This is a genomic window from Streptomyces sp. ST2-7A (assembly GCF_021390475.1).
In the GTDB taxonomy this organism is placed as follows: Bacteria; Actinomycetota; Actinomycetes; order Streptomycetales; family Streptomycetaceae; genus Streptomyces.
Genome location: NZ_JAJUWS010000010.1, coordinates 48,009 through 60,232, shown reverse-complemented (window position 1 = coordinate 60,232; position 12,224 = coordinate 48,009). Strand labels below are relative to the sequence as shown.

The following is a 12,224-nucleotide window of genomic DNA, read 5'->3' as shown; positions in this document are numbered from 1 at the left end:
CCGCCGCTTCGGCCGCACGGCGTTGCGCGGACCGCGGACGGGCCCGCCGGCGGCCCGGCGGAACACCGCCGGTGTCCGCTCCGCGAGCCCCGCCCGGCCCCGAACGGGGAGTTCGTTTAGGCTCTGAACATGGCCGACGCACCGTACCGTCTGATCCTGCTCCGCCACGGCGAGAGCGAGTGGAACGCCAAGAACCTGTTCACCGGTTGGGTGGACGTCAACCTCACCGAGAAGGGTGAGCGGGAGGCCGTCCGGGGTGGTGAACTGCTCCGGGAGAACGACCTCCTGCCCGATGTCCTGCACACCTCGCTGCAGCGGCGTGCCATCCGGACCGCCAACCTGGCGCTGGACGTCGCGGACCGCGCGTGGATCACCGTCCACCGCAGTTGGCGCCTGAACGAGCGCCACTACGGCGCCCTCCAGGGCAAGGACAAGGCAGCCACCCTCGCCGAGTTCGGCGAGGAGCAGTTCATGACCTGGCGCCGTTCCTACGACACCCCGCCGCCGGTCCTGGAGGACGGCGCCGAGTGGTCGCAGAGCGACGACCCCCGCTACGCCCACCTGCCCGCCGACCTGCGGCCGCGCACCGAGTGCCTCGAGGATGTCGTGGCGCGGATGCTGCCGTACTGGTACGACTCGATCGTGCCGGACCTGGCCGCCGGTCGCACCGTGCTGGTCGCCGCCCACGGCAACAGCCTGCGCGCCCTGGTCAAGCATCTGGACGACGTCTCCGACCAGGACATCGTGGGCCTGAACATCCCCACCGGCATCCCGCTGCTGTACGAACTGGACGCCGACTTCTCGCCGATCACCCCCGGCGGGCGCTACCTCGACCCGAAGGCCGCCGAGGCCGCCATCGAGGCCGTGAAGAACCAGGGCCGCAAGTAACGACGAGGGGCCCCACCCGGGCGAAGGGTCCCACCCGCGGGTTTCCGCGGGTGGGACCCCTCGCGTTTCCCCGCCACGGGTGCCCGGACGCTGGTGTCCCCGGGGGAGCGCGACGGGTCGCCCACCCGGTTGGATGCGTGGTGCGTCTTCGCGGGTGTGGGGCCGCCCCGCCCCGCCCCGGCACGGGGTGGGGCCCGGTGCGCGACGGGTGTCGCGCACCGGGCCCCGGGTGTTCACCGGGCCGGTGGCCCGTGTCGGATTCCCGACCTCAGCAGGACCCGCCGCACTGGCAGGATCCGCCGGACTGGCAGCCGCAGCTGCACCCCGACCCACAACTGCAGGACGCGCGCGTCGGAACGTACTCGACCATGGGGTTCCTCCTCCGTGGCGACAACGTCTTCCACTTCCTCCGGAGCGTTCCTCCCCGGGGGACGAAGACGTCACCCGGGCGCATTCCCGGCGCGTGGAAGCATTCGCGCGGAGGCGTCCACCCCGGCGCGGGGCCCCGACTCAGGGCTCCGGCGGAGGCTCCGGCTCGAACTCGTCGGCGTGCTCCCCCGTCACCAGGTACACCACGCGGCGCGCGACCGACACGGCGTGGTCGGCGAACCGCTCGTAGTACCGGCCCAGCAGGGTCACGTCCACGGCGGTCTCGATACCGTGCTTCCACCGGTCGTCCATCAGGTGGCGGAACAGGTTGCGGTGGAGCGAGTCCATCGCGTCGTCGTCCTGCTCCAGCTGCAGGGCCAGCTCGACGTCCTTGGTGATGATCACCTCGGCCGCCTTGGCCATCAGTCGCTGCGCCAGCTGCCCCATCTCCAGGATGGTGGCCTGGATGTCGCGGGGCACCGCGGAGTCGGGGAAGCGCAGCCGCGCCACCTTCGCCACGTGCTGGGCGAGGTCGCCGGACCGTTCAAGGTCGGCGCTCATCCGCAGCGAGGTCACCACGATCCGCAGATCGGTGGCGACCGGCTGCTGGCGGGCCAGCAGCGCTATCGCGCTGTTCTCCAGGTCGCGGTGCATCTGGTCGACCTTGTCGTCGCCCTCGATCACGCTCTCGGCGAGCTTGAGGTCGGCGTCCAGGATCGCCGTGGTCGCGCGTCCCATCGCGGAGCCGACGAAACGGGCCATCTCCACCAGGTTGTCGCTGATCGCGTCCAGTTCCTCGTGATACGCGTCACGCATGTTGTCGTGCCCTCTCCTGCCGTTCTCCGACCGGTCCCGGTCGTGTTTCCGCCGCTACCCGTGCGTCGCGCGATCCCCCGGGGGTTCCCTTCCGTCGACCGGCCCCGGGGCCGTGAGGGGCCGGGGTGTCGGCGACGGGACGTCGGGGTGTACCCCGAAGTATCCCCCGACGCCGCTCCGGCATCCCGGATCGACGGGGTCGGACCCGTCATGGGTCCAGCGGACCGGCGTGCGTCGATGGGCGCGCGCCGTCATATGCCACCGTTCGCTCCCCGTGCGTCCGGCGCCGCCCCGCAAGGTGAACCGACTGCGTCGGGAAGGTGAACTTATCCGGGACCACGGACGAGCATTCGCCCCCGGCTCTGTGGTCCGCTCGTCGCCGACGCATAACCTGAGGTCATGGACGTGAACGCGGCGGTCGCCGCAGTGGCCGCCGTCGCCGGGCTCTGCACCGGCGTCTTCGCCATGCTGGCATTCCGCATCAGCGAGCGCGAACGGACGCGTCCGCTGCGCTCGGGGCTCCCCGCCGACCAGGGGCTGCCACCCGGGGTGGACACCGTCCTGTCGGTGCTCCGATCCTCCGCCGTGGTGCTCGACGAGGGCGACGGTGTGGTCAAGGCCAGCTCCGCCGCCTACGCGCTGGGTCTGGTGCGCGGCGGACGGCTGGCGGTCGAACCCATGCTCGTCATGGCCCGGGACACCCGCCGCGACGGTGAGATCCGGCAGCAGGAACTGGATCTGCCGCGTCGCGGCCGGGGCCGCTCGGACGCGCTGGCCGTCTCCGCGCGCTCCGCGCCGCTCGGGTCGCGGCTGGTGCTGCTGCTGGTCGAGGACCTCACCGAGGCCCGGCGCATCGAGGCGGTGCGGCGCGATTTCGTCGCCAACGTCAGCCACGAGCTGAAGACCCCGGCCGGCGCGCTCTCCCTGCTCTCCGAGGCCGTCATGGACGCCCGCGACGACCCGGAGACCGTCAACCGGTTCGCGGGGCGGATGCAGGTGGAAGCCGCCCGGCTGACCAACCTGGTGCAGGAGCTGATCGATCTCTCCCGGGTGCAGGACAACGACCCGCTGACCAACGCGGAGACGGTCAGCGTCGACGAACTCGTCGGCGAGGCCATCGACCGCTGCAGGCAGGCGGCGAGCGCGAAGAACATCACCATGGCGGCCGGCGGCGCCGGCGGCCTCACCCTGTGGGGCAACCGCGGCCAGCTCTCCGCCGCCCTCGGCAATCTCGTGGAGAACGCCGTCAACTACAGCCCGGCGCACACCCGGGTGGCCATCGCCGCCGCGCGCATCCCGGCGGAGGAGGCGGGCGCCCCACGCGGCGCCGACCAAATCGAGATCTCGGTGACCGACCAGGGCATCGGGATCTCGGAGACCGATCGGGAGCGCATCTTCGAGCGCTTCTACCGTGTCGACCCGGCTCGCTCCCGATCCACGGGCGGCACCGGGCTCGGCCTGGCCATCGTCAAACACGTGGCCGCCTCGCACGGCGGGGAGGTCCAGGTGTGGAGTGCCGAGGGCCAGGGCTCCACCTTCACGTTGCGACTGCCCGAACCGGGTAGCGCGCGTGCGCGTCATCGCGCCGCCCGGCGCGACCGGAACGCCACCGGCGGCGCATTGCACGAACCGGCGGACTTCCCCGACACCTCCGTGGACGAGGACGGCATGGTGACCGGAGAGGTCACCGCCGACCCGCCCGGGGAGGCGAACGGGGAACACGGTCCGTCGACAGCCACCCGCACCAACGATCTCGCCCGGGAGGTCACCCCGTGACCCGAGTGCTCGTCGTCGAGGACGAGGAATCGTTCAGCGACGCCCTGTCGTACATGCTCCGCAAGGAGGGTTTCGAGGTCGCCACCGCGGCCACCGGACCCGAGGGGCTGGACGAATTCGAACGCAACGGTGCCGACCTGGTGCTGCTGGACCTGATGCTGCCGGGACTCCCCGGTACCGAGGTCTGCCGCCAGCTGCGGGGCCGTTCCAACGTGCCGGTCATCATGGTGACCGCGAAGGACAGCGAGATCGACAAGGTCGTCGGTCTGGAGATAGGAGCCGACGACTACGTCACCAAGCCCTTCTCGTCCAGGGAGCTGGTGGCCCGCATCCGCGCGGTGCTGCGCCGGCGCGGCGACGCCGAGGACGAGGCACCGGCGGCCCTGGAGGCCGGACCGGTGCGGATGGACGTGGACCGGCACGTGGTCACGGTCTCCGGCCGCAAGGTGGATCTACCGCTCAAGGAGTTCGACCTGTTGGCGATGCTGCTGCGCAACGCCGGCCGCGTGCTGACCCGGATGCAGCTGATCGACCGGGTCTGGGGCGCCGACTACGTGGGCGACACCAAGACGCTGGACGTGCACGTCAAGCGGCTGCGGGCGAAGATCGAGCCGGACCCGGGGGCGCCGCGCTACCTGGTGACGGTGCGTGGGTTGGGATACAAGTTCGAGCCGTGACGGTCGCGGGCCGGGCGGTGTGTTCGGTCCGCCGGCTTCACCGGCCCCACCGCCCGGGGCCGGTGAAACGGGCGGTGGACGCCGGACGGGCCCTGTCGGTCCCGCCCCAGCGGGGGGGGACCGACAGGGCCCGTCTCGTTGTCGCCGGCATCGTTTCCGCTGTTTCCCGCCGCGTTCCACCGGTTCCCGACGGGGTACGGCGGGTGGGGCACGGCCGTCGTCACCCCGGGCGCGCGGCGCGGGGGTGCGGGTGGGGTGCGTGCCCGGTGCGCCCGCCCGGCGGGCGCGTCGAGCGCGCCGCCGTCGGGGCGCGTCCGGTGCGTGCCGGGTGGGGAAGGGGGATCGGGCGGAGCGGAGGGGAGGGATCAGTCCTCGCCGGCACCGCCGGTCTCACCCTCGCCCTCCTCGTCCTCGACCTCGCCGGGCAGGCGGTCGGCGGGGGCCTCCTCGGTGTCCTCTCCCTCGCCCTCCCGCAGGCCCTCCTCGACGTCCTCGACACCCTCGATGGCGTCCTCGTCGATCTCCGCCTCGTCCTCGACCTCGATCTCGTCGATGGTCGGCGGGGCCCAGTCGGCGTAGTAGTCGAAGAAGTCGACGACCGGCATGACCCGCGCGTACAGGGCGGCCTCGCCGCTGGTGCTCAGGTCGAAGATCAGGTGCTGGGCGTTGCCCGCGGCGATGCCGGCGCTCTCCGGGTCGTCGATGATCGCGGTGGCGTTGCCCTCGCCGCCCAGCGCGATCGAGCCACGCGCCGGGATGACGATCTCGTCCTCGCCCTCGGCCGGGACCAGCTCCATCTCCTCACCGCTGCCGGGCAGGGTGATGGAGAGCAGGGTCTGGTCCTCGGTGCCGTCGTTGAAGATCCGGGCGCTGACGCCGGCGGGACCGTCCTCCTCGGAGAGCAGGACGTTGACGTTCTGGATCTTGATGTCCTCGATCTCGACGGCGGCCTGCATCGGGCCGACCTGATCCGTCTCGGCGTCGAAGCCGGCGCCGCAGGCGGCGAGCGGGGCGATAGAGAGCACGAAGGTCGCGGTCAGGGCACCGCGTCGAAGGCTGCTGCTCACGGCGGCGGCATCTCCTTGGTCGAACTTCGGCGGCGGGCCGCTCGCCCGGCCGCACTGCGGGTGTCATCCAATGGCGGGCCCAGCCTATCGAGCGGCCCCGCACCCTCCGCAGCCGACCCGGCCGTGGCGTCCGGGGGACGGCGGTCCGGACCGCCCCCGGGGGCCGGGAACCGGGGGTTCGGGTCGACGAGCGCCCCAACCCCCGTGTGGGCGAACGGAATTCCCGTGTCCGTGGTCGACGGTCGACCGGTGAGCGGGGGAGCGGGTCGGGAACAACCCCGGGAACGCGGCGGACGCGCCTCGTATCGGACCGTTCTTGATCGTTTCCGGGCGGTGGTCGTCGGTTTCCCCATGGCGTGTCGTGACCGGACCGTGATCACCCGCTTCCCGGACTCCCCTGCGAGGTTCTCGCGGGGGTGCATTCCCAATCCGGGATCGGGTTTCCGGAGGAGATGTCGGCAACTGTGGTGCCCCCGGGAATACCGCCGGAAGGGGGTGGGGAAGTGTGGCGGAAGTCGACCACCCGGAACTTCGGGAACCTCCACGATGTGATTCCGTCAACCATGACAAAACGGACATGATTTCGCCGTGAAGTGGCTTCCCGTCCGAGTTCGCGGCGTGATTCCGCCGGTCGCCGCCACCGCCCCGACCTGCGAATACCCCCCGCCGGGGGCGGGTCGATGCATGTCGACGGCGGGCTTGTCAAGCCCTGAGATATGGGCTGACCTGCGGAAACGCCATTCATGTGGGGAGAGATCCGTGTTACCCTGGATAGCCACGGAAGGGGTACCTGTCACATGACGTTCAAGGTTGGCGACACCGTGGTGTATCCCCATCACGGGGCCGCGCTGATCGAGGCCATCGAAACTCGCCAGATCAAAGGTGTGGACAAGACCTATTTGGTGTTGAAGGTCGCCCAGGGCGATCTCGAGGTGCGTGTCCCGGCGGAGAACGCCGAGCTGGTCGGGGTGCGCGACGTGGTGGGCCGGGAAGGGTTGGATCGGGTCTTCGAGGTGCTGCGCGCGCCGTATGCCGAGGAGCCCACCAACTGGTCCCGTCGTTACAAGGCGAATCTGGAAAAGCTCGCCTCCGGCGATGTCATCAAGGTGGCGGAGGTCGTCCGCGACCTGTGGCGCCGTGAGCGCGAGCGCGGTCTCTCCGCCGGTGAGAAGCGGATGCTCGCCAAGGCCCGCCAGATCCTGGTGAGCGAGCTGGCGCTCGCGGAGAGCACGAACGAGGACAAGGCGGAGACGCTGCTCGACGAGGTTCTCGCCTCCTGAGCGCCTCCTGGGTCCGTCCGGCTCCGCCGGTACGCGGAAGGGGTCGCCGGAAGGCAGCGGTTGGGGTGCCCGGTTCGTCCCGGGGGATCCTCTCGTGTCACGTCGCACTCGTGACGCGACGGGCGATCCCGTCGGTCGTGCTCGGTGCGTCCGATATCCCACCCGCCCTTCCGGCCCTGTCCCGCGTTTCCGTTCGGGGTCGCTCGCTCCCGTTCCCACCGCCGGTGTGACCGGTCATGCCGGCGGTCGGTCGTCGTCCGGGTCGATCCCCGGTACGGCCGTCTCCCGCATCCTTGCCCATCGAGTCCTGCCCTGTCGATGGGAATTCACACCCCGGCCCGAACCGGTGATGCGATCGATCGGATCGCGGTGTCGCAGGGACGCGGCTGACCCGCGGTCGCGGCGTGTGCCGGGGTGGCGGCGCATGCCCGTCGTTCCCTCATCCGTCGTTCCGATCCCGAGGGACGGGAACACGGGTGACGACGAGCCGTGGTGATCCCCGGGTACGGGGGTATGACGGCTCGAAACCACGGCTCCGCCGCTCCCGTCCGGCCAACGCCCGGCACGGCGAACCCCGGCACACGGTCGACATCGGTCATGACCGGCGCCGGAACGAGGCGCGTGGTCGATCGCGCCGATCACCGAGGCCCCGGCGCGCGACAGACGGGAACGCGCCCGGTCGGGAAACACGGGCCGATCACCCGACCCGGGCCCCGGCTCGAACACCCGGCGGTCGGCCCGGTACCTTCGGGCACCACCCCGGACGTTCCCGCGTCGGGGCGGTCGCCGGAGCGACGCCGTGCGGCGCGGGTGCGCTTCCGGAAGAGCGGCGCGATCGAGGTCACGGAGGGTTCGGAAGGGGGTCGATCGCGCGACTTCCCGGCATACCCGGGCCATACCCACCCCACCACCGACGACAAACCCGGCCCGCCGAACCCGGTCCGGAAACCTCCCCCGGAAGCGATGACACACAACCCATCCGCCGAGGCCGCCCGGCCCGGCCCCGGCCGCACCGCGGTCGTCATTCCCGCCGCCGGCCGCGGTGTCCGCCTCGGCCCCGGCACTCCCAAGGCGCTGCGCCCGCTGGGCGGCGTCCCCATGCTGGTGCACGCCGTCCGGGCGATGGCCCGATCCACGGACGTGGGGCCGATCGTGGTCGTCGCCCCGGCCGACGACGTGCCCGCCGTCCGCTCGTTGCTCGACGGGCACCCGCTGCCCGACCGGGTCACCCTGCGGGTGGTCCCCGGCGGTGACACCCGTCAGGAGTCGGTCCGACTCGGCCTGGCCGCCATCGCCGGGGGCACCGGGGGTGTGGCCGGTCCCCACGCCTCCGATGCCCCCGATGACGGAGTGGACGTGGTGCTGGTGCACGACGCGGCCCGCCCGCTGGTCCCGGTGGCCACCGTCGACGCGGTCGTCGCGGCGGTCCGCGCCGGCGCCCCCGCCGTCGTTCCCGCGCTGCCGGTCACCGACACCGTCAAACAGGTGGCCCCGCCCGCCGACCGTGATCCGGCGGACCCCGAGCCCGTCGTCGCCACCCCCGAGCGCGCCTCGTTGCGCGCCGTGCAGACCCCGCAGGGCTTCGACCGCGCGGTGCTGGTCGCCGCGCACGAGGCCGCGGTGACGGGGGCGGACGCCGGCGACGCCGCCACCGACTGCGCCGGCCTGGTGGAGCGGCGCGGCGTCCCGGTGGTGCTGGTGCGCGGCCACGAGGAGGCGTTCAAGGTGACCCGCCCCCTGGACCTGCTGCTCGCCGAGGCCGTCCTCGCCCGCAGGAGCGTGGCCGATGGCTGGTGAACACGCGCCCTCTCCCGAAACGACCCCCGCCGTGGTCGTCCCGCTGGTCGGGATCGGCACCGACGTGCACGCCTTCGAGGCCGGTCGGCCGCTGTGGTGCGCCGGCCTGCTGTGGCCCGACGCGGAGTTCGGGCTCGCCGGTCACTCCGACGGTGACGTGGCCGCGCACGCCGCCTGCGACGCGCTCTTCTCCGCCGCCGGTCTCGGCGACCTCGGCGCGCACTTCGGTACCTCCCGCCCGGAGTGGGCCGGGGCCTCCGGCACCCGCCTGCTGGGCGAGGCGGCCCGCATCGTGCGCGCCGAGGGCTTCGCCATCGGCAACATCGCCATCCAGGTCATCGGGGTCCGGCCGAAGATCGGCACCCGGCGGGCCGAGGCCCAGCGGGTGCTCGGCGGGGCCGCCGGCGCCCGGGTCACCGTCGCCGGCACCACCACCGACGGCCTCGGCTTCACCGGACGCGGCGACGGCTTGGCCGCCGTCGCCACCGCGCTGTTGCTGCCGGCCGCCGGCCGCTGAACCGAATCCGCCCCGACCGGGGCGCGCGCGTTCCGGCGGGTCCGCCCGCCGGGATGCACACGCCCCGGTCCCGGCCCACTACCCTGGTGCCGTGACTCTTCGCCTGTACGACACCGGAACCCGGCGGATCCGCGACTTCGACCCGCTCGTCCCGGGTCACGTCTCGATCTACCTGTGCGGTGCCACCGTGCAGGCCGCCCCCCACATCGGCCACATCCGCTCCGGCCTCAACTTCGACCTGCTGCGCCGCTGGCTGACGTCCCGCGGGTACGAGGTCACCTTCGTGCGGAACGTGACCGACATCGACGACAAGATCATCACCAAGGAGGCCGAGGAGGGCCGCCCCTGGTGGGCCATCGGCTACGCCAACGAACGGGCCTTCGACGACGCCTACACGGTGCTCGGCTGCCTGCCGCCGACGTACGAGCCGCGCGCCACCGGCCACGTGCCGGAGATGATCGAGATGATGAACGTGCTCATCGAGCGCGGCCACGCCTACGCCGCCGACGGCAACGTCTACTTCGCGGTGCGCTCCTACCCGGAGTACCTGGCGCTCTCCAACCAGGATCTCGACAACCTGCTGCAGCCGGCCGGCGAGGGCGAGACCGGCAAGCGGGACCCGCGCGACTTCGCGCTGTGGAAGGCCGCCAAGCCCGGCGAACCCGCCTGGGACACCCCCTGGGGACGCGGCCGTCCCGGCTGGCACCTGGAGTGCTCGGCGATGGCGCACAAGTACCTCGGTCCCGCCTTCGACATCCACGGCGGTGGTGTGGACCTGGTCTTCCCGCACCACGAGAACGAGATCGCCCAGTCCCGCGCCCACGGCGACGACTTCGCCGCCTTCTGGCTGCACAACGCCTGGGTGACGATGAGCGGCGAGAAGATGAGCAAGTCGCTGGGCAACTCGGTGCTGGTCTCCGAGATGGTCCGCCGGCACCGGCCGATCGTGCTGCGCTACTACCTCGGCACGCCGCACTACCGCTCCACCATCGAGTACTCCGAGGCGTCGCTGGCCGAGGCCGAGACCGCCTTCGGCCGGATCGAGAACTTCCTGCACCGGGCGGTCGACCAGGCCGGGGCGGTGGAGCCGGCCGGACCGGACGCACTGCCGGCCGACTTCGTCGCCGCGCTCGACGACGACCTCGGCGTGCCGCAGGCGGTGGCCGTCGTCCACACCGTGGTGCGGCGCGGCAACACCGCGCTGGACGAGGGCGACAAGGAGTCGGTGGCCTCGCTCGCCGCGCAGACCCGCGCGATGCTCGGCGTCCTGGGGATGGACCCCCTGGACCCGATGTGGAGCGGGGGTTCGGGCGGCGTGAACCGCGAGGAGAAGCTGACCGGGGCCCTGGACCAACTCGTCGGGTTGCTGCTGGAACGCCGGCAGGCCGCCCGCGAGAACCGGGACTGGGCCGAGGCCGACGCCATCCGTGACCGACTGCGCGAGGCGGGAGTGGCCATCGAGGACACCCCGGCCGGGGCCCGCTGGGAGCTGGCCTGACCGTTCGCCGGACCGGCGGGGCCCCGCCGGCCGGGGGCCGATCCGGGCCGACCAGGACCGGACCGGCCCGACGGTACGTCCGTCCCGGTCCCCGATGCCCCGGAAGCACCCCTTTGACCCCGCGTCGGCCGTGACGGCGTCCGGCGCCCACCGGCCCGAACCCCCGGGCCGGCCCGTCCGTCCCCGGTGACGGGCCCACCGAACCCATTCCCGTCACATCCCGCCCGCCGCCGATCGCGGCGGACGGGCGGAAGGAAAGCGAATCCCATGGCAGGCAACAGCGGGCGTCCCAACCGTCGCACCTCCAACAAGAAGGGCGCCACCGTCGGCAGCGGCGGCAAGCGCCGCCGCGGGCTGGAGGGCAAGGGCCCGACCCCACCCGCCGAGATGCGCAAGGGTCACGCCAAGCAGCGTGCCGCCCAGGCCCGCGCCAAGCGGACGACCGTCGCCCCCAAGCGGGCCACCGGTCGCGGCGGCAAGGGCACCTCCGAGTTGGTGGTCGGCCGCAACCCGGTGGTCGAGGCGCTGCGCGAGGGCGTGCCCGCCAACGCGCTGTACGTCCAGCAGTTCGTCGACAGCGACGAGCGGGTCCGCGAGGCGCTGCGGCTGGCCTCCGCGCGCAGCGGCGTGCGGCTGGTCGAGGCGCCCCGGCCCGAGCTGGACCGGATGACCAACAACATGAACCACCAGGGGCTGGTCCTCCAGATCCCGCCGTACGAGTACGCGCACCCGGACGACCTGGTGACCGCCGCCCGGGACCTGGGGGAGGACGCGCTGATCGTCGCCCTCGACGGGGTGACCGACCCCCGGAACCTGGGCGCGGTGGTGCGCTCGGTCTCCGCCTTCGGCGGGCACGGCGTCGTCGTCCCCGAGCGGCGGGCCGCCGGCATGACGGCGGGGGCGTGGAAGACCTCCGCGGGTACCGCCGCGCGCACGCCGGTGGCGCGCGCCGCCAACCTCACCCGCACGCTGGAGGCCTACCAGAAGGCGGGCCTGATGGTCGTGGGCCTGGCCGCCGAGGGCGAGGTGGAACTGGGCGACGTGGCGGTGCTGGACGGCCCGGTGGTCATCGTGGTCGGCAGCGAGGGCAAGGGCCTGTCCCGACTGGTGGGGGAGACCTGCGACGTGCGGGCCCGCATCCCGATGCCGGGCGGCGCGGAGTCGCTGAACGCCGGCGTGGCGGCGGGCGTGGTGCTGTACGAGGTGTCCCGCCGCAGGAGCTGAACCCCCGTCGCCCCGGGCCGCGTGGCCCGGGGGGGGTGTCGTGGCGGCCCGTCGTCCCCACCGGGGGCGGCGGGCCGGCGCCGTCGGGGGCGCGGTACCGGGAGGAGGCGTGGGCGACTTCGGGCCCTCCGGTCCCCGCCGGTCCGCGCCGGTCCCCGGGACCGCCATCCGAACGGTTCACCGCGGTCATATTCATCACATCCGTCGTGCGAGCCACATCTTTCACACCGCTCGTTCCCTTCGCCGTATGTATTTCGTTATCGGCCCCCGTGCAACGAATTCCCCGGGTCGTTGGTCTGATCGGGTGCCCAGTCC

General features: G+C 72.6%; 10 protein-coding genes. 8 read left to right on the top strand and 2 right to left on the bottom strand.

Annotated elements, in window-relative coordinates:
- Window positions 1-129 precede the first annotated feature (129 nt).
- Window positions 130-888, top strand: a complete 759-nt coding sequence (locus LZF96_RS08610; RefSeq protein WP_233868147.1) for a phosphoglyceromutase — start codon at window positions 130-132, stop codon at window positions 886-888.
- A gap of 510 nt (window positions 889-1,398) precedes the next feature.
- Here LZF96_RS08610 and phoU read toward each other — a convergent pair.
- Complete coding sequence (gene phoU, locus LZF96_RS08605) at window positions 1,399-2,073, bottom strand: phosphate signaling complex protein PhoU (RefSeq protein ID WP_233868144.1); 675 nt, start codon at window positions 2,071-2,073, stop codon at window positions 1,399-1,401.
- A 399-nt stretch (window positions 2,074-2,472) separates the two neighbouring features.
- Here phoU and LZF96_RS08600 point away from each other — a divergent pair, with 399 nt between their 5' ends.
- Complete coding sequence (locus LZF96_RS08600; RefSeq protein WP_233868141.1) at window positions 2,473-3,849, top strand: cell wall metabolism sensor histidine kinase WalK; 1,377 nt, start codon at window positions 2,473-2,475, stop codon at window positions 3,847-3,849.
- Entirely contained in the window at window positions 3,846-4,526 is a 681-nt protein-coding gene (locus tag LZF96_RS08595; RefSeq protein ID WP_143617419.1) for a response regulator transcription factor, read from the top strand. The genes LZF96_RS08600 and LZF96_RS08595 overlap by 4 nt, the downstream gene beginning before the upstream one ends.
- 365 nt (window positions 4,527-4,891) lie before the next feature.
- On the opposite strand, the gene LZF96_RS08590 is transcribed toward LZF96_RS08595, so the two are convergent.
- A complete protein-coding gene (locus tag LZF96_RS08590; RefSeq protein WP_233868138.1) occupies window positions 4,892-5,593 on the bottom strand; it encodes a DUF461 domain-containing protein in 702 nt (233 codons plus the stop codon).
- Window positions 5,594-6,390: 797 nt separating this feature from the next.
- Between LZF96_RS08590 and LZF96_RS08585 the strand changes: the two genes are divergently transcribed.
- The 5 genes from LZF96_RS08585 to rlmB all read left to right on the top strand — a co-directional run bounded on the left by LZF96_RS08585 (window position 6,391) and on the right by rlmB (window position 11,909).
- Window positions 6,391-6,873 (top strand): CarD family transcriptional regulator, encoded by a 483-nt coding sequence (locus LZF96_RS08585; protein WP_233868136.1) that lies wholly within the window; start codon window positions 6,391-6,393, stop codon window positions 6,871-6,873.
- Between the two features lie 963 nt (window positions 6,874-7,836).
- Window positions 7,837-8,670, top strand: a complete 834-nt coding sequence (ispD, locus tag LZF96_RS08580) for a 2-C-methyl-D-erythritol 4-phosphate cytidylyltransferase (protein WP_233868133.1) — start codon at window positions 7,837-7,839, stop codon at window positions 8,668-8,670.
- Window positions 8,660-9,187 (top strand): 2-C-methyl-D-erythritol 2,4-cyclodiphosphate synthase, encoded by a 528-nt coding sequence (gene ispF / locus LZF96_RS08575; RefSeq protein ID WP_233868129.1) that lies wholly within the window; start codon window positions 8,660-8,662, stop codon window positions 9,185-9,187. Before ispD ends, ispF begins: the two co-directional genes overlap by 11 nt.
- A 91-nt stretch (window positions 9,188-9,278) precedes the next feature.
- Window positions 9,279-10,685, top strand: a complete 1,407-nt coding sequence (gene cysS / locus LZF96_RS08570; protein ID WP_233868126.1) for a cysteine--tRNA ligase — start codon at window positions 9,279-9,281, stop codon at window positions 10,683-10,685.
- A 267-nt stretch (window positions 10,686-10,952) separates the two neighbouring features.
- Window positions 10,953-11,909, top strand: a complete 957-nt coding sequence (rlmB, locus tag LZF96_RS08565) for a 23S rRNA (guanosine(2251)-2'-O)-methyltransferase RlmB (RefSeq protein ID WP_233868123.1) — start codon at window positions 10,953-10,955, stop codon at window positions 11,907-11,909.
- Window positions 11,910-12,224: the final 315 nt, after the last annotated feature.